Source organism: Paenibacillus sp. FSL H7-0940, from assembly GCF_037979415.1.
Classification (GTDB): Bacteria; Bacillota; Bacilli; order Paenibacillales; family Paenibacillaceae; genus Paenibacillus; species Paenibacillus amylolyticus.
The window spans coordinates 1309435-1326932 of record NZ_CP150280.1 but is presented as its reverse complement, the minus strand read 5'-3'; the positions used below and the strand labels follow the sequence as shown (position 1 = coordinate 1326932).

Here is a 17498-nt window from a genome sequence, read left to right as displayed (position 1 = left end):
CCCTCCTCGCCCATCCATGTGCTTCTCCCCGTTCGACTCTATCCATGTATTACCGAACAGGCACAAAAAAGTTGCGGTTCTCACCGCATATAAAAAGCGTTCAGCGCCATAACTGGCCTTCCCGCCAAATTCCCCTATGTAATGGCAATTTCCCCAACGTTTCTACATTAACAGTATTTATTGTACAACGGTCTGCATCATCCTGGCAAATCCATTGGCATCCACAAAACCCGACCTGTCATTCATATGCGGTCATTTTCACGTTCATGACTTCATTTTGAGCCTTTTTGGTAACCCTTGCTTATATAGACGGACGATATACTGAAAAGGTTACAAAAATGTGATATTTATTGGATCTAAGGTATCCTAACAGATTAAGGAGGGAGATGTAAATAGAGGATGTAAGTTCAAATGTAACTATTAACATATCAATGCCTTTCCCATAACTTTCTTAGACAAAAAAAAGACCGCTTACATAAGCGGCCATTGCTCACGTGGAGCAATACAGTTATTGGATAGGAGTGGAGAGAAACCATACTGTACCCTTATTATATGTATACGTTTTCATTTTGTCAACACTTTCAGTAAAATTGTTTGAATTAATTATATCTTTCGGTAAATCAGGATAATACATCCTTTTTTTCTGTGACTGAAAATCACATAACAACTCCAATATAACCTCACAAAAAAGAGGGCTTTCGCCCTCTTTCTCGTCTTATATCCACACTTGATAGCCTAAGGAATCCAATAACGTCTTGGCTCGTTCCATATCTTCTTCCTGACGGAAAGACAGACGCATAATGCCCGGCACATCCACCCGGTTTTCGATAATCTCCAAGTTGCTCAAGTTGATGTCATTCGCCCCAAGCTCAGTTGCGATCTTACCGATCATACCCGGTGCATCCTGGACATCAGTATATAGATCAAATAACGGCGAAATCATGCCTTTGCGTCGTTCTGGTAATATACTGCGGAACTCGCGGGCCTGACGGAATGCCTCCTCTATGCCTTCACCGTTCTTATGCTCCAGCATATCCGTAAAGGCCGTCATTTGGCTATTCCAGTCCTTAAGCAAGCCCAGCAGTACATCACGGTTGCTAAGCAAGATATCTCTCCACACAATCGCATCACTGGACGCAATCCGGGTAATATCCCGGAAACCACCCGCAGCCAGCATTTTATACAGTGGATTCGACTCATTATATTCACGCACCTGATTCACCAGTGCAACAGCAATAACATGTGGCAGATGACTAATCGCCCCCACGATGTCATCGTGCAGCAGAGGCTCCACACGCACGATCTGTGCCCGCGTATACGCAAGCAGCTCAGACAACCTGCTGTAGGCTTCCTCAGGTACATGTTCTGAAGGGGTTAAGACATAGTATGCATTCTCAAATAACACGGCTGAGGCCGCATCTACGCCTGCACGCTCCGACCCCGCCATAGGGTGACCACCAATGAAGTAAGCGTCAGTTAACCGCACATGCTCGGCACAAGCGGCAATGGAAGCTTTAGTGCTTCCTACGTCCGTGATGATACATCCTTTTTTCAATGGCAGCTTGGAGAGCTTTTCGAAATAGGATTCAAGCAAACCTACGGGAACGCACAAAAAAATAAAGTCGGCATCCTCTACCGCTTCTTCCAGAGAGAGCGTAGCATCATCCACTACACCGCTCGCTATGTACTTGTCCTTCAGTTCATCCAAGTGGGCGTAGCCCATCACGGTTACATCTGGCTTGCCTTTGAAGCAGAGCGCCAGTGAACCGCCGATGAGTCCTACACCAATCATTGCAATTTTTAGTTTCATGGGTCCTCACTCTTTCATCGCCAGTATTAAGGGCGTGCTACCGCCTTCTCAGCCAGCGTGTTCTCCAGTGCCGTGACAAATACACGGTTCTGTTCTGATGTTCCGACGGACACACGAATGTAAGTTGGGTATACGTTGAATCCTGAGCGAACGATAATGCCTTGTTTGAGCAAGGATTGGAACGCATTTGCCGAAGGCATATTCAGGTCAACCATAATGAAATTACCCTGTGAAGGGAAATACGACAATCCGAGACGTGCAAATTCATTTTGCAGGTAATCCCGATCCGTTGCATTCCGCTTCGAGCACTCTTGAACAAAATCCTGATCCAGTAGTGCAGCTTTTGCCGCAACCTGTCCAAAACGGGAGGTGTTAAACGGTTCACGTACACGGTTAATCAAATCAATAATTTCGGGACGTGCAATACCATATCCGATCCGGAGCGAAGCCAAACCGTAAATTTTGGAGAATGTCCGCAGGATGACCAAGTTCGGATACCGTTCGATCAATGGTATACTTTGCGGGTATGCTTCATCGGTTACGAATTCATAATAAGCTTCGTCCAGTATGACCATCACATGAGCAGGCACACGGTCCATAAAGGCTGTAAGTTCCTGCTCGGAGATAATCGTACCTGTCGGATTATTTGGATTACACACCCATACTGCTTTGGTTTTGTCGTTAATTTGCGCGAGCATCGCGCTCAGATCATGCGTGCCATCTTTCAGAGGCACTTCGATGGACACGGCACCCTCAATATCTGCATTGCTTTTATATACAGAAAATGTCTGATCTGCCATGATGGTCTCGTCACCCGGCAAGAAGAAAGCTCTCGTGATCAAAGCAATAATCTCATCGGAACCACAACCAAATATTAAGTTGTTCCGTTCAACGCCAAGATGCTTGGCAAGAACTCCCGTCAGCTCAACCGAGCTACCGTCTGGGTATATGCTTATATTAGTCATTTCTCTCGTAATGGCTTCCAGGGCGGCAGGAGAACTGCCGTATGGGTTTTCGTTGGAGGCCAGCTTGATGACTTGTTCAAGCCCCAGTTCACGTTTCACTTCTTCAATCGGTTTGCCCGGCTGGTACACAGGCAGATTGACAATCTGGGATTTCGGTTTCAACCCGACCGCCTCCTGTTATTGAAATAATGTTAGACACGAATCAGCGTGCACCTTACGTGTCCAAAAGATGTCCTTTCAGGACATCTCTATCCCTTTAATTGTGCCACAAAGTTGCGAATTTGCAACAGTCCCGCTACACGCGTATCCGGATTTTCAAGCAGAGGAATCGCATCTTCCACCTGACGAACAATGGCACTACCTACAACAACGCCATCGCAGATGCGGGAGAAATGTGCTACCTGCTCATGACTAGAGATACCAAAACCCACCGCAACAGGGAGGTCTGTCAGACTTTTCACCGTCTCAATAAAGCTCTCTACGCCATCAAAGAAAGAAGCTCTCTCTCCGGTTACCCCAAGGGATGATACACAATAGATAAAGCCCCTCGCGCCCGTTACAATCCGCTCAATCCGGGCATTAGATGTAGGTGCAACAAGCGGCACCAGATGCACACCAGCACGATTTGCGCGTTCTCGCATCTCTTCCGCTTCCTCAATCGGCAGGTCCGGAATGATCATGCCACTAATATCGTGTTTGACCAATTCATCAAAGAATACATCCAGGCCTGTCTGCAATACCGGATTATAATAGGTGAACAGTACAAACGGCAGTTTCACACCTGCCTTACGAGCTTTTGCAGCGGTTTCCATAACAGTACGAATGGTAATCTGGCTTTTCAGCGCACGTTCGGAAGCGCGCTGAATGACTGGGCCATCTGCAAGCGGATCGGAATAGGGAACACCCAGTTCCAAAATGTCCGCTCCAGCCTGTTCAAGCTCCTTGATGATATCAATCGTTGTATCCACATCCGGGTCTCCCACGGTTAAGAATGGAATAAGTGCCGTGCGATTCTGTTCCTTCAATTGCTGGAAGGTCTGGTCCATCAGATTCATCCCAAGTCACCTCCCGTGTATTTCATGATGGATTCAACATCCTTGTCTCCACGTCCCGACAGACAAATGACTACAATATCATCTGCTGTAAGTTCAGGCGCCAGTTTGACAACTTGGGCTACCGCATGTGCAGACTCCAGAGCAGGAATGATTCCCTCCGTCCGACATAGGAGTTGCAGGGCATCCAGTGCTTCCTGATCCGTGATCGGTACATATTTTGCCCGTTCAATATCCTTGAGATAGGAATGCTCTGGACCAACACCCGGATAATCAAGTCCGGCCGAGATGGAATGCGCTGGCTGAACCTGTCCATACTCATCCTGCAACAGGTAACTCATAGATCCCTGGAATACACCATGCGTGCCTTTGGTCATCGTTGCAGCGTGATACTCGGTTTCGACCCCTTTGCCTGCGGCTTCAACACCAACAAGCTTCACATCCTGATCACCGATAAATGGATAGAACATACCGATCGCATTACTTCCTCCACCAACAGCGGCTACAATTACATCCGGCAAACGCCCTTCGATCTCCTGAATCTGACGACGGGTCTCATCACCAATCACACGTTGGAAATTCCGCACCATCATCGGATATGGATGAGGACCAACGACTGATCCGAGCACATAGAATGTATCCTCCACATTGCTGACCCAGTAGCGAAGTGCTTCATTACCAGCATCCTTCAGTGTCCGTGTTCCAGACGTCACCGGAATAACTTCTGCTCCGAGCAGCTTCATCCGAAATACGTTTAACTGCTGACGCTCTGTATCTTCTTCGCCCATAAATACTTTGCATTCCAGTCCAAGCAATGCGGCTACGGTTGCGGTCGCAACGCCATGTTGACCTGCACCCGTCTCGGCAATAACTTTCTTTTTGCCCATCCGTTTGGCAAGCAAACCTTGTCCAATGGCGTTATTAATTTTGTGCGCGCCTGTATGATTGAGATCTTCACGTTTTAGATAAATTTTCGGTCCGCCCAATCGGCGTGACAATTGCTCTGCATGATACAATGGCGTTTCACGTCCAGAATACTCGCTTAGCAGATAGTTCAGTTCCTTGTTAAATTCCTCATCTTCAGAGAAGTGGCTGTATGCCTCCTCCAACTCAATAAGTGCGTTCATTAGTGTCTCAGGTACAAAGCGGCCTCCGAAGTGACCGAAACGCCCGTGTTGATCCGGCAATTGATGTGTCATGCCTGCTTCACCCTTTCTACGAATGCTGTAATTTTGGCAATATCCTTCACACCTTCAGTCTCCACGCCACTGGATACATCGACGCCGAAAGGTGCATATGTCTGTATTAGTTGTTGTACATTGTCCGGCTGCAACCCTCCTGCAACGAACAGAGCAATTTCGCGACTTTTCGCCCATTCAGCATAGGCAGGGATTCGCTCCCAGGCAAACGTTTTCCCGGAGCCCCCTCCATATAGAGGATCATGGGTATCAAGCAATATCGCATCCACGAATTTATCATAAGTATCAAGAGCCCTTATGGCTGCATCATCAGCTTCCGGTCCCGTTTCATCTTTGGGAAAAGAAAAAACTTTGAACACTTTGGCATTCCACCGCTGCTTCACCTGCTGGCAAAATTCCGCAGTCTCCTGTCCATGCAGTTGAATAACATCCAGCTGAGCAATGTCCATAATGTGTTCCAGTTCTTTGAGCGTAGGATTCACAAATACACCCGCAAGCTTCGGCCGATCATAGGTAGACCATTCGAACAACACCGTTCTTAATGCAGCAGCCTGCTCGGGTTCGATTCGGCGGCGTGATTTGGCAAAAACAACACCAATGTAATCCACAGGCAAGTTTATCATCGATTTTAGCACTTCAACGTCCTGAAGTCCACATATTTTTACGGCCGCTGGCAGCGGGTTTCTCAGTTCTGACATACTGTCGCCTGTGCCATCGTGTAAGGAAGTATTCATCATTTGGGTCCCATCAGATCATATACAGCCGCCTCGACATCATCCTTGCGCATGAGATGCTCACCTACGAGAATACCATGAACACCGGCCTGAATCAGAGGGACTGTTGATTCTGGTCCGTCAATACCACTTTCGCTAATCAAGGTAACGCCGTTTGGAATCAATTCCATCAAATCCAGTGTCGTGTTCAGACTGGTTTCGAATGTTTTCAAATTACGATTGTTGATGCCCACTAGTGTTGCCTGCGGAATCTCCAATACCTGCTCCAGTTCTGTTCGATCATGAACTTCAATCAAAGCGTCCAGCCCCAAACTTTTGGCAAATTCCAGATATTGACGAATCTGTTCAGGTGTCAGAATACTGGCAATCAGCAATACCGCGTCCGCACCCAGCAATCTTGCCTCGGCAATCTGTCGTTCATCTATAATAAAATCCTTGCGCAATAGCGGAATGTTCACCGCTTGATGAATCGCCTGCAAGTACTCATTGCTCCCTTGAAAATACGACACATCTGTTAATACGGAGATGCAGTCTGCACCCGCTCGCTCATAAGCAGCAGCAATCTCTACCGGATGAAAATCCGGACGAATTAACCCTTTGGATGGCGAAGCCTTCTTCACTTCAGCAATAAGGCCGAGTTTGCGATTGCGTCCGCTCGATAGTGCTTGTTCAAACCCCCGAGTTGCGGGTAGTTGTTCGATTTTTTGGATAGCTTCATCCATGCGAAATGTCTGTGCAAGAACTTCAACTTCTTTATGTTTGGTTGCAACGATTCGATCAAGATACATGACTGTACGCCTCCGTTGTATGAATTAACTGTTCAAGCTTCCCGGCAGCTTTGCCCGAATCTACCGCTTCTGCGGCAAGTGTCACCCCTTCAGCAATGCTATCTGCAAGACCGGATACATAGATGCACGCTCCGGCGTTCAACAGAACGACATCACGATAGGCACTCTGCTCACCCTGGAAGATCCTCTTAATAATTTCGGCATTCTGTGCCGCATCTCCTCCAAGTACCGCTTCAAGCGGATGTAGAGACAAACCCATATCACGTGGATCAATATCATAGGTGTGCACTTCACCATTGCGAAGTTCAGATACCTGAGTCGGTGCCGAGATACTGATTTCATCCAGACCATCATGGCTGGCCACGACCAACGCTCTTTTGAGACCAAGACGATTCAGTACTTCAGCAATCATCGGCGTCCGGGAACGATCATACAGGCCAAGCAATTGGCGATCTGCTCCCGCAGGATTGGTTAATGGTCCGAGCATATTGAAAATGGTACGAACACCCAGCTCTTTTCTTGGTCCTGCCGCATGTCGCATGGAAGGGTGATATACCTGGGCAAAACAGAAGCAGATTCCGATATCATCCAGACATTGTCTGGCCTGCTCACCGTTCAGATGGATATTTACACCGAGTGCCTCTAATACATCTGCACTACCCGCTTTGCCTGAAGCTGAACGGTTGCCATGTTTGGCGACCCGAACCGAGACGGCCGAAGCAATGATCGCGGATGCTGTGGAAATGTTGAATTTGTGAATACCCGATCCACCTGTTCCACAAGTGTCCAGCAAGCCGCTGCCATCCGTTAGAATTCGTCCGCCCTGACCACGCATGGCTTCAGCAAAACCGGTGATCTCATCTACCGTTTCACCCTTCATCCGTAGCGCCATCAGCAAACCTCCGATTTGAGCCGGCGTTGCCTCACCTCTCATGATCGAGTACATCAAATCTCTTGCTTCGGCTTGCTCCAGATGGCTGCCCTCTAGAATCTTCGCCAGGCCATTTTTCATGCCTTCCTCACGAGTAATCTCAGCAATAGGGGTTACAGGGTTCTCATTCATTATTGGGTTTATGTTCATCTCCGGTCTCTCCTCTCTCAGTTCTTAGCGGCCGCTGGTGTGACAAAGTAGTCTGCATTCGCCAGTCTCAACGTGCTGTCCTTTTCTTTGGCAGGAAACATTGCTTCTGCTGTTCGAATCGCCTTGAGCAATGCTTTAGCTTTGTTAACCGTTTCCTCATACTCATTCTCAGGCACAGAATCCCATACGATTCCCGCTCCGGCCTGTACATATGCTTTTCCTTTTTTGAAAATAATCGTACGAATTGTAATACAGGAGTCCATGTTACCTGAGAAACCGAGGTATCCGATTGCTCCTGCATAAGCACCACGTGCCTCTTTCTCCAGTTCCGCGATAATCTCCATTGCACGCAGTTTCGGTGCTCCGGATACAGTACCCGCTGGCAAGCATGAGAGAAACGCATCGAAGAAATCCTTGTCTTCTCTAAGCTCGCCCGTAACGTTGGATACCATGTGCATAACGTGAGAATACCGTTCAATCTCCATAAACATGTCACACTTCACACTGCCGAAGCTGGATACCCGGCCCAGATCGTTACGACCCAGATCAACCAGCATCAGATGCTCCGCACGTTCCTTCTCATCCTGGAGCAGATCAGCAGCGAGTGCACGATCTTCCGCTTCTGTTGCCCCCCTTGGACGTGTGCCTGCAATCGGTCGTGTTTCCACACGATTTCCATCCACCTTGACCAAAGCTTCAGGCGAAGTACCCACGATAATCTCATCATCCATTTTGAGGTAGTACATATAAGGTGATGGATTCAGGGTCCGAAGCACACGATACACGTGAAGCGGAGAAACTTCCGTATCAATGTGGAAGCGCTGGGATAATACCACTTGAAAAATATCACCTGCGCGAATGTAATCTTTGGCTTGCTCCACATTACCGATAAATTGTTCCTTCGTGAGGTTGGAGCGAATATCCCCCAGTTCCACGTCTCCCGGAATAGAACGCGGATTCAGGTTCTCCCCTGGTCCTTGCTGCTGCAAACGTTCTGCGGCCTGCTCCAGCTTCTCCGAAGTCACTGCATACGCTTGACGTATCTCGTCATCCGTTGCACCGTCCTTGACGTGTACATTCCCAACGAGCAGCATCTGCTGCTTCACATGGTCAAACACGATAATCTGGTCACAGAACATAAAGCGAATGTCATCCATATTCAGGTCATCCAGCGCGTGAGCTGGAAGTTTCTCATAATAGGACAGCAGATCATATCCGAAGAAACCAATTGCCCCACCTGTGAATGGTGGCAGTTCATCATCTTTTGGACTGCGATACTTACGCAGCAGTGCTTTCAGTTCTTCAATCGGTTTTCCTGGCAATTCACGAGTTTTCCCTGCTTCTTCTACAACAATCCGGCCTTTCTTGGCCGAAATCATCAGGAACGGATCTGTACCGATGAACGAGTATCTCGCCCATTGGATACCGCCCTCTACACTTTCCAACAGGAATGCCCGGTCGTTGTCAGCATAACGGCGGAATATTCGAATCGGAGTCTCCATATCTGCCAGAATCCGTTTGACTACCGGAATCAGATTATACTCATTCGACATTTTCAGTACTTGATTAACGTTTGGCGTTATCATCAGATCACGTCCTTTCAGATTTAGGTAGAAGAAAAGGTTATATGTACAAAAAAACCTCTACCATCAGGTAGAGGTTTGGTTATAAGCTGTATTTAACAGGGTGATGCTTCATAAATAACAAGTCCCTATACTTCGCTGTCGGATTATTCACAGGTCGCTGAATTGATGCATCTCACATCATCCAATTCGGGAAAATAAATTAGTTATAACACTTCAACTACTCATTCCAATATTTCGTAAAATATAGGAGAGTGCCTTGATTGTGTTTATACCAAAATATATCAAAACAAAGATGTCCTATGACACGTTTGTTTTCCCTGTTCCTGTTACCTATTCCGTAGCACGACGTACCGTGAATCAGTTGACCGGTTTCTGTTGCACCGGTTACCACCCACTGGACTCTGCTATATACTCCACTAGCTCAGCTGCTCTCAGCTCAATCTCAACTCTACTCAACTGGTTCTCACTATACATCATTATGATCGGTTTGACAACCCACTACTTAAGAGCCGGAAGGTGCTGCCAAATCGGGACGTAATGCCTGTGCACCGTTCAGATACACATGGTTGATTTCATTCTGAGCTTTGTTTGTATTGACATGCACCATGAAACGAATGCACTGCGCCAAGGCACCTTTAACAGGAACCTCCAGTGCACACATTAGTGGTACGAGTTCCCAGCCATCCAGTTGGCGAATAGCTTTTGCCGGGAAAGCAGCATCCAGATCCCCAGTTAACGTAATCCACACACTGCAGATATCTTCCGGTTGGATCTCATTGCGATCCACGATCTCCTGCAACAATACTGCCGTTTCCTTCAAAATCTGTTCTTCGTTGTTCTGCGTGACTGTTGTAGCCCCGCGAATTCCCCGTGTGACCATCGCTGTTATTCTCCCTTCCTGAGCATTTCAATGACGTCCCGAACTGTCGACACAGGTACGTCCTTCACAATTCTTGCAGCCCCGATCCGATCAGGAATGATAAACACCATATGACCTTCACGGAACTTTTTGTCATGCATCATCGCTTCCATTAATGCATCCGTGTCGAGATGCGCAGGCATCGTTGTTGGAAGGCGAAGTGAACGCAACATGCGGACCGTATCTTCATAGAGCCCTGCTGGCGCACCAAGCTTCTCACCAAGCAATGCTGAACCAGCCATACCGATCGAGATCGCTTCTCCGTGCAGAAATTCTCCATAACCGGCAATCGCTTCAATGGCATGACCAATCGTATGTCCCAGGTTCAACAACGCACGTTCTCCATTTTCACGTTCGTCTCTGGATACAATCTCCGCCTTAATGCCACATCCACGTTCCAAGCCGTATCCAAGTACTTCCGGATTAAGCGCAAGCAGTTCTTCCGCATGTTCCTCACACCAATGTGCAAAAGCCTCATCACGGATCAGCCCGTGCTTCAGCATCTCTGACAACCCTGCCGATACATCTCGTGGCGGCAAGGATTGAAGTGTGTCCACATCATAGAGCACTAGCTCGGGCTGGTGGAATGCACCAATCATATTTTTGGCCAGCGGATGATTGACAGCCACCTTGCCGCCTACACTGCTGTCATGCGCCAAAATCGTTGTAGGTACTTGAACAAACTTGATTCCACGCATATATGTAGCGGCAACAAAGCCAGCCAGATCACCTACGACACCACCACCTAAGGCCAGAATCGCAGAACTCCGATCCAGTTTGCCTTCAATAGCAACGGTCATCATATCCTGGTACACAGAAAGGGATTTCGACGTTTCACCAGAGGGTACAACCGCCGATACGACTGTATAACCAGCCGTACGCAGCGTTTGCTCCAAACCTGACAAGTATTTGGGAGCCACATTTTCATCTGTAATGATGAGCAACGGACTTTTTTTGGTCAACCCATATTGCTCAAAATATTGAGGGGCTTGTGCCAATAGACCGCTGCCAATCAGAATCGGATATGAGCGTTCCTCCAACTGTACCGTCAGCTGACGCATATTAGTAATTCTCCAGTTGAGCATTATAACTAGCAACATTAGCACGGATCTCTTCCATGGAATCCCCGCCGAATTTCTCCAGGAATGCTTTGGCAATTTCCCACGCTACAACATGCTCCATAACCACACTCGCTGCTGGTACAGCACAAGCGTCCGAGCGCTCAACCTGAGCCGTAAATGCTTCTTTTGTATCAATATCGACACTTTGCAGTGGCTTATACAACGTTGGGATCGGCTTCATCACACCACGTACAATGACTGGCATACCGTTTGTCATACCACCTTCGAATCCACCCAGACGGTTGGTTGCCCGGTGGTAGCCGCGCTCATCCGTATGCATGATTTCATCATGCACCTGTGATCCTCGAATGACTCCGGCTTCGAATCCGATACCAATCTCTACACCTTTGAATGCATTAATGGACATTACGCCTTGAGCGATTCGTGCATCCAGTTTGCGATCGTATTGAACATAACTACCAAGACCAATAGGTACACCTTCAACGATACATTCCACTATTCCTCCGATGGAATCGCCTTCTTGTTTAATCTGGTCGATGTAGGCTTCCATCTTCTTCTCTGTCTCAGCATCCGTAACACGTACAGAGGAAGCTTCTGTTACTGCGATCAGTTCATCAATCGGAAGGTCCTGATACGGAGCTTCGATCTCTCCAATACGAAGTACACGTCCAGCTACCTTGATTCCGAATTCAGCCAGGAATTGACGTGCAATGGCACCACATGCCACACGTACCGTTGTCTCACGTGCACTGGAGCGCTCCAGTACGTTACGCAAGTCTTTAAGATTATACTTGAGTCCACCATTCAGATCAGCGTGTCCGGGACGAGGACGATGAACGCGACGTTTCTCTTCGTCACTGCCTTCAATCGGCTCAATATTCATAATATTCTGCCAATGTTTCCAGTCGTTATTTTGAACAACCAGCGCTACCGGAGCACCTGTTGTATATCCGTGACGGATACCACCAACAAAATTCGCCTGATCCTTCTCGATCTGCATCCGGCGTCCACGGCCATATCCCTTTTGGCGGCGGTGAAGCTGGAAATTCAGTTCTTCAAAATCAATTGTCAAATTACTTGGCAATCCTTCAATAATAGCGGTCAATTGGGGTCCGTGCGTCTCCCCTGCGGTTAAATAGCGTAAACTCATAATACGTTCCCCCTTTAAACTGTTAAACTTCACATTGCTAAAATCCCATAATTTCTTTGCTTATTATAGTATAGCTGACCGGCTTTGACAAGAAAGTCGGCTCTTTCTTGTACTTGGTATACAAATAACCGCCTGAACACATGTACATGTGCTTCAGACGGCTGAACAACCATTATCATTATTTTTTCCGATAGAAAAATGTCTCTGCTGTCTCCAGACCATATTGTCCCGGGGAGAAGATCTGCTCCGTACTGCCCACAAACAAAATACCGCCTGGACGCAAACTTGCTGCAAATTTGTGATACAACAGGTTTTTGGCTTCCTCGGTAAAGTAGATCATGACATTCCGGCACACAATCAGATCGTACCCATCGTCAAAACGGTCCACCAGCAAATTTTGTTTCATGAACTTGATCGAATTTTTGAGTTGCTCATCAATACGGTATACCAAGCCATCCTGCTTGAAGTAACGGTTCGCCGTTTCCTTTGGCACATCCTTAAGTGAGCGTTCCATATAACGCCCTTCCTTGGCTTTGGCCAAAGCACCTTCATCCAGATCACTTGCCGTAATGGAGCTGTCCTTCAAAATGCCCATCGTGTCCAGAATCATGGCAAGTGTATAAGGTTCTTCACCTGTTGAACAGGCCGCACTCCAAACTTTAGCACGACGCTTGGACCCCAGCAGCTCAGGCAGGATCTCGTCCCGCAGCACTTCCCAACGATTGGGATTACGCCAGAATTCCGACACGTTAATCGTCATACGATCAAGGAATTCGTAAAACAATGATTTATCTTTCTGCATAGCTTCAAAAAAGTTAGAAAATGTATGAAACCCGTTTTTGTTGCGAAGTGTGGTCAGCCTTCTTTTCATCTGGCCTTCCTTGTATTGAGCAAGATCAATGCCTGTGCTCTCTTTGATTTTACGAATGAATCCGGTGTAATCCGGGTCTAGTAGTTGTTCTTGCTCCAGCATCGTGTATCACCCTTTTGGCTAATAATTACAACCAGGCTGCGATGCTCTTGTCGTATACCACCAGTTCATCTGAAGCAAAGAAATTTGCTGCTTCACGGGAAGCACTTTCCGGTGAATCTGCCCCATGAATCAGATTATGTGGTGTGTGGCTGGCGAAGTCTCCGCGAATGGTACCCGGAGCTGCTTCCTTCACATTGGTTTTTCCGATGACGATGCGCGCAAGCGCCACAATATCGTCGCCTTCCCACACCATGGCAAATACAGGCCCAGATGTGATAAAACGAACCAAATCATCGAAAAACGCTTTGCCCTCATGTTCAGCATAATGGCGTTTTGCCTGTTCCTCAGACATCTGCACCAATTTGCCTGCCACCAACTTAAATCCTTTGTCTTCCAGACGGCTAATAATTCGACCGATCAATCCACGCTGCACACCATCCGGCTTCACCATCAAAAATGTACGATCCATCAGCTCACTCCTCACTCACGGTTCAAAGTTAATCACTATGTAAACGCAATCCCTCTGATTGTAACATACATGTCCAAATCCTCCCAATGAGGAATCTCACAGTTCTGTTCAACTTTGGGTATGAGTAATCTGAGAGTCGAAGGTCATACATTGTTTAATGCGTACGTTTAACCACAAAATGAGCGATATCACGCAGGTTTTTGGTCGTCTTGATGTTAGGTAGCTGATCGAGAGCATCGAGCGCTTTCTTCATATATCGGTCAGCAAGGGCTTCTGCTTTAGCAATTCCTTGACTTTGTCGAATCATTCCAATTGCATCCGATGCACTTGCCCGTCCTTCTTCATGCTGGACACGGGAAATCTCCTTAAGCAAAGGTTCCCGCAGATCGGATTCTTCCAGGGCATAAAGTACAGGAAGAGTAATATTTCCTTGCTTCATGTCACTGCCAGGTGGCTTCCCAAGTTGTTTCTCGGTACCTACCAGATCAAGTACATCATCTTGAATCTGGAAGGCCATCCCCACATTGTATCCGTACGTATACAGCAGGGAAGATACATGCTCAGGCGCACGTGTAGCCAATGCCCCTAACTGACAGCTAACTGCAATCAGAAGTGCTGTTTTGCGGCGAATCCGCAGCAGATAGTTACGAACACTTTGTCCCGTATTGAAAAAGTCGCGAATTTGCTCCATCTCACCAATGGACATTTGTACCATAGCTTTGGCAAGAATACGATGAATCGCTGGATCGGATAATCCGGCAGTCATTTCAAGTGCCTTACCGTAGATATAGTCTCCAGTGTACATGGCAATCCGGTTATCCCATTTTGACTTCACCGTGGGTTTGCCTCGGCGTGTCTCCGCATTATCAATGACATCATCATGAACGAGGGATGCCGAATGGATGAGTTCCAGCGGAACCGCAACCAGCTTCAGACGTTCAATGTCGTATGTACCAAATTTCCCACCAAGTAACACAAAAACGGGCCGCAACCGTTTTCCTCCTGCTTTGAGCAAATGAAGTGACGTTTCACTCAGCAGCTTCTGTTCTCCTCGAACACTGCGATACAACTCTTTCTCAATGTAATCCATGTCCTTTTTTAACAACCCGAAAATATCCAATAGTTTCATTCGTTCACCCGTATCAGCGTATTGTCAGTCCATAAATTCATGCTTACCTTCCCCTCCAGCAAGTCGGGCCTGCAGGCATTACGAGAAACCCGGCTTACCGTTCTTGCTTGTGTTGTTCTATAAGGTAATCTAACGTGTTTTTCTTCTCCGAATGTCATAGCCAACACCCGAAAATTAAACTCTGCGACTTGTTCTGAAACAAAATACAGAAGTTGCCGGAGCATGGGTCAAGACTGTGGTTCATGAAGACTCACCATCAGTGCTCACCAATACCCCGGGATTCGGGGGACAAATAAACCGAGCAACACTTTGGCAAAAAACAGCCTTGTATCGAACTCAGTCGTTATCCCCGTTCATCCGGTTCTCCCCATCTTGTAAACAGTTGATGTGGGATGCGCAAGCTATCCAGCACTTTACCCACTAAAAACAGAATCAACTCATCCATAGTCTGAGGTTTGTAATAAAAAGCAGGCATAGCCGGTATCATTCGTACACCAAGACGAGAAAGCTTCAGCATGTTCTCCAGATGGATTGCATGAAGAGGCGTCTCACGTGGTACGAGAATCAATGTTCTTCCCTCTTTCATCATAACATCCGCTGCGCGAGACATCAGATTATCCGACGATCCCTGCGCGATGGACGAAAGAGTTCCCATCGAACATGGCATGATAATCATGCCGTCGGCCAGATAAGAACCACTTGCAATGGAGGCCCCTATATCACTCACAGGATGATAGATCAGAGAACCGGCACGGTTGGCGAATTTTTCTTCCAGCACCGCGTCCCGATTCGTCACATCCCAGTCCAATTCTTCTTTCAGTACACGCCACCCTGCATTGGATATGACCAGATGAACGTTATATTCCAAATCAAGCAGCGTTTCAATTAATCGAATGCCATATATGCTGCCACTCGCTCCGGTAATTCCGACAACCAGTCGTTTATTGTCCGGCTGCTGCACCATTTATTTCACCGCCAGATCAATCAGAGTGAACGTAAATACAATTAAACTAAGCAAACTGTTCATGGTAAAAAACGCCGTTTGAACACGGCTCATATCATTAGGCGATACAATATAGTGTTGATAGAACAGAATTCCATACGTCACCAACATGCCTGCGCCATACCACCAGCTCAGATCTGTCATCAACAATAACGCAAGAAAACCAATTGCAGTAATCACATGGAAGAACTTGGCGATCTGCAAGGATTTAACCAGGCCAAAACGGGAAGGTATGGAGTGAAGACCCTCTCCCTGATCGAATTCCAGATCCTGACATGCATAGATAATATCAAAGCCCGCTGTCCAGAACACAATCGTAACGTACAGCACAATCGCTGTCCAATCCATCGTTCCTGTTACAGCTACCCAGCCACCAAGTGGTGCCAAACCAATCGTCATACCGAGAACAATGTGGCATAACCATGTGAATCGTTTGGTGTACGAATACAGTACCAACATAAACACAGCAATAGGTAATAGCTGCATCGATAATACATTAAGATTGGATGAGGCCCAGAATAACAATATAAATGAGATAATGACAAATATAACAACTTCCCCATTTTTCAACAGTCCTGCCGGGATGGCTCTCATCGCGGTACGCGGGTTTTTGCTATCAATCGCTTGGTCAATAATTCGGTTCAAACCAAAAGCCGCACTACGTGCGCCGACCATCGCAAGCAATACCCACATGATCTGCATCCAGCTTGGGAAGGTATCATTCACTACCATGGAGCCGAGGATCGCCCCCATAAATGCAAAAGGTAAAGCAAAAAGCGTGTGTTCAATCTTGATCATTTCTAAAAAGATGCGAATTTTCCTAAACATGCTGATTCTCCTTGGTTCCAATATGCAGTGCCGCGATACCTCCGGTCAGAGGGTAGGCCTGCACTTGCTGTAATCCAGTTTCTGCAAAAATTTCTGCCAGTTCCTGCCTTCCCGGGAAAATGGCCAGTGAGTCCGGCAGCCATTTGTACTGCTCAAAACTTTTAGCAAACACTTTGGCAAGATTCGGTAAAACCTTCTCAAAATAAAAATAATAAATGCCTTTGAACGGCTGCCATGTTGGCTTGGACAATTCCAGGCACACAACCATACCACCCGGTTTGACCACACGTTTCATTTCAGACAACACTTGTCTGAGATCAGGTACATTACGCAACCCAAACCCGATCGTCACATAATCAAACGAATTGTCTTCAAAAGGAAGTGACATGGCATTTCCCTGTGTCAGGGTAATCTGTTTTTGACGTTGCACCGCATTGATCTTTGTCTGGCCGACCTCCAGCATGTTGCTACTGAAATCAAGTCCGTGCATGTGCCCCGTTTCACTTGCCTCTGCCATAGCAAGCGTCCAGTCACATGTGCCGCAGCACAAATCAAGACCGGTATCGCCTTTGGACATATTCATCTTTTTCATGGTGAATTTACGCCAAGCCTTATGCCTGCGGAAACTTAGAATATCATTCATGACATCATATTTTCCGGCTATACTCTGAAAAACCGAATGGACATATTCTTCTTTCGGTTTGGTCTCTCCGCTCCCCATTCGTCTGTC

17 protein-coding genes are annotated in these 17498 nt (G+C 47.1%); all 17 read right to left on the bottom strand.

The window, feature by feature from the left end:
- Positions 1 to 715: 715 nt before the first annotated feature.
- The 17 genes from MHB71_RS05960 to MHB71_RS05880 all read right to left on the bottom strand — a co-directional run bounded on the left by MHB71_RS05960 (position 716) and on the right by MHB71_RS05880 (position 17489).
- Entirely contained in the window at positions 716 to 1810 is a 1095-nt protein-coding gene (locus tag MHB71_RS05960) for a prephenate dehydrogenase (protein WP_017687717.1), read from the bottom strand.
- A gap of 26 nt (positions 1811 to 1836) precedes the next feature.
- The gene (hisC, locus tag MHB71_RS05955) at positions 1837 to 2937 is read right to left on the bottom strand and encodes a histidinol-phosphate transaminase (RefSeq protein WP_340029068.1); all 1101 of its coding nucleotides are present in this window, start codon (positions 2935 to 2937) and stop codon (positions 1837 to 1839) included.
- An 86-nt stretch (positions 2938 to 3023) separates the two neighbouring features.
- Positions 3024 to 3830, bottom strand: coding sequence for a tryptophan synthase subunit alpha (gene trpA, locus MHB71_RS05950; protein ID WP_340029067.1), 807 nt, complete (start codon positions 3828 to 3830; stop codon positions 3024 to 3026).
- Positions 3827 to 5026, bottom strand: coding sequence for a tryptophan synthase subunit beta (gene trpB, locus MHB71_RS05945; protein WP_017687714.1), 1200 nt, complete (start codon positions 5024 to 5026; stop codon positions 3827 to 3829). Before trpB ends, trpA begins: the two co-directional genes overlap by 4 nt.
- On the bottom strand, positions 5023 to 5724 hold the full coding sequence (locus tag MHB71_RS05940; RefSeq protein WP_340030130.1) for a phosphoribosylanthranilate isomerase: 702 nt from the start codon (positions 5722 to 5724) through the stop codon (positions 5023 to 5025). The genes trpB and MHB71_RS05940 overlap by 4 nt, the downstream gene beginning before the upstream one ends.
- Positions 5725 to 5759: 35 nt before the next feature.
- Positions 5760 to 6548 carry an indole-3-glycerol phosphate synthase TrpC gene (trpC, locus tag MHB71_RS05935; RefSeq protein WP_340017819.1) on the bottom strand — a complete coding sequence of 263 codons (789 nt, stop codon included), beginning with the start codon at positions 6546 to 6548 and terminating at the stop codon, positions 5760 to 5762.
- On the bottom strand, positions 6538 to 7578 hold the full coding sequence (gene trpD / locus MHB71_RS05930; protein WP_091034830.1) for an anthranilate phosphoribosyltransferase: 1041 nt from the start codon (positions 7576 to 7578) through the stop codon (positions 6538 to 6540). The genes trpC and trpD overlap by 11 nt, the downstream gene beginning before the upstream one ends.
- Before the next feature lie 68 nt (positions 7579 to 7646).
- Positions 7647 to 9215, bottom strand: a complete 1569-nt coding sequence (gene trpE, locus MHB71_RS05925; RefSeq protein ID WP_036607674.1) for an anthranilate synthase component I — start codon at positions 9213 to 9215, stop codon at positions 7647 to 7649.
- A gap of 502 nt (positions 9216 to 9717) precedes the next feature.
- Positions 9718 to 10095: a chorismate mutase gene (gene aroH / locus MHB71_RS05920; protein WP_047843558.1), complete on the bottom strand. Its 378-nt coding sequence runs from the start codon at positions 10093 to 10095 to the stop codon at positions 9718 to 9720.
- 5 nt (positions 10096 to 10100) lie between these two features.
- Positions 10101 to 11195 carry a 3-dehydroquinate synthase gene (gene aroB / locus MHB71_RS05915; protein ID WP_340029066.1) on the bottom strand — a complete coding sequence of 365 codons (1095 nt, stop codon included), beginning with the start codon at positions 11193 to 11195 and terminating at the stop codon, positions 10101 to 10103.
- 1 nt (position 11196) lies between these two features.
- A complete protein-coding gene (aroC, locus tag MHB71_RS05910; RefSeq protein ID WP_340029065.1) occupies positions 11197 to 12366 on the bottom strand; it encodes a chorismate synthase in 1170 nt (389 codons plus the stop codon).
- Positions 12367 to 12544: 178 nt separating this feature from the next.
- Entirely contained in the window at positions 12545 to 13339 is a 795-nt protein-coding gene (locus MHB71_RS05905; RefSeq protein ID WP_047843560.1) for a protein-glutamate O-methyltransferase CheR, read from the bottom strand.
- 25 nt (positions 13340 to 13364) lie between these two features.
- A complete protein-coding gene (gene ndk / locus MHB71_RS05900; RefSeq protein WP_340029064.1) occupies positions 13365 to 13808 on the bottom strand; it encodes a nucleoside-diphosphate kinase in 444 nt (147 codons plus the stop codon).
- Between the two features lie 154 nt (positions 13809 to 13962).
- The gene (locus MHB71_RS05895; RefSeq protein WP_017687703.1) at positions 13963 to 14937 is read right to left on the bottom strand and encodes a polyprenyl synthetase family protein; all 975 of its coding nucleotides are present in this window, start codon (positions 14935 to 14937) and stop codon (positions 13963 to 13965) included.
- Between the two features lie 343 nt (positions 14938 to 15280).
- Positions 15281 to 15901 carry a UbiX family flavin prenyltransferase gene (locus tag MHB71_RS05890; protein ID WP_340029063.1) on the bottom strand — a complete coding sequence of 207 codons (621 nt, stop codon included), beginning with the start codon at positions 15899 to 15901 and terminating at the stop codon, positions 15281 to 15283.
- On the bottom strand, positions 15902 to 16768 hold the full coding sequence (locus tag MHB71_RS05885; protein ID WP_047843561.1) for a UbiA-like polyprenyltransferase: 867 nt from the start codon (positions 16766 to 16768) through the stop codon (positions 15902 to 15904). It abuts the gene before it with no gap.
- Positions 16761 to 17489: a demethylmenaquinone methyltransferase gene (locus MHB71_RS05880; RefSeq protein WP_100527225.1), complete on the bottom strand. Its 729-nt coding sequence runs from the start codon at positions 17487 to 17489 to the stop codon at positions 16761 to 16763. The genes MHB71_RS05885 and MHB71_RS05880 overlap by 8 nt, the downstream gene beginning before the upstream one ends.
- Positions 17490 to 17498: the final 9 nt, after the last annotated feature.

Excerpts from the sequence above, each read along its gene's own strand:
- MHB71_RS05960 (WP_017687717.1), bottom strand. The coding sequence starts at position 1,810 with ATGAAACTAAAAATTGCAATGATTGGTGTAGGACTCATCGGCGGTTCA.
- trpA (WP_340029067.1), bottom strand. The coding sequence starts at position 3,830 with ATGAATCTGATGGACCAGACCTTCCAGCAATTGAAGGAACAGAATCGC.
- trpB (WP_017687714.1), bottom strand. The coding sequence starts at position 5,026 with ATGACACATCAATTGCCGGATCAACACGGGCGTTTCGGTCACTTCGGA.
- MHB71_RS05940 (WP_340030130.1), bottom strand. The coding sequence starts at position 5,724 with ATGTCAGAACTGAGAAACCCGCTGCCAGCGGCCGTAAAAATATGTGGA.
- trpC (WP_340017819.1), bottom strand. The coding sequence starts at position 6,548 with ATGTATCTTGATCGAATCGTTGCAACCAAACATAAAGAAGTTGAAGTT.
- trpE (WP_036607674.1), bottom strand. The coding sequence starts at position 9,215 with ATGATAACGCCAAACGTTAATCAAGTACTGAAAATGTCGAATGAGTAT.
- aroH (WP_047843558.1), bottom strand. The coding sequence starts at position 10,095 with ATGGTCACACGGGGAATTCGCGGGGCTACAACAGTCACGCAGAACAAC.
- aroB (WP_340029066.1), bottom strand. The coding sequence starts at position 11,195 with ATGCGTCAGCTGACGGTACAGTTGGAGGAACGCTCATATCCGATTCTG.
- aroC (WP_340029065.1), bottom strand. The coding sequence starts at position 12,366 with ATGAGTTTACGCTATTTAACCGCAGGGGAGACGCACGGACCCCAATTG.
- MHB71_RS05905 (WP_047843560.1), bottom strand. The coding sequence starts at position 13,339 with ATGCTGGAGCAAGAACAACTACTAGACCCGGATTACACCGGATTCATT.
- ndk (WP_340029064.1), bottom strand. The coding sequence starts at position 13,808 with ATGGATCGTACATTTTTGATGGTGAAGCCGGATGGTGTGCAGCGTGGA.
- MHB71_RS05895 (WP_017687703.1), bottom strand. The coding sequence starts at position 14,937 with ATGAAACTATTGGATATTTTCGGGTTGTTAAAAAAGGACATGGATTAC.
- MHB71_RS05890 (WP_340029063.1), bottom strand. The coding sequence starts at position 15,901 with ATGGTGCAGCAGCCGGACAATAAACGACTGGTTGTCGGAATTACCGGA.
- MHB71_RS05885 (WP_047843561.1), bottom strand. The coding sequence starts at position 16,768 with ATGTTTAGGAAAATTCGCATCTTTTTAGAAATGATCAAGATTGAACAC.
- MHB71_RS05880 (WP_100527225.1), bottom strand. The coding sequence starts at position 17,489 with ATGGGGAGCGGAGAGACCAAACCGAAAGAAGAATATGTCCATTCGGTT.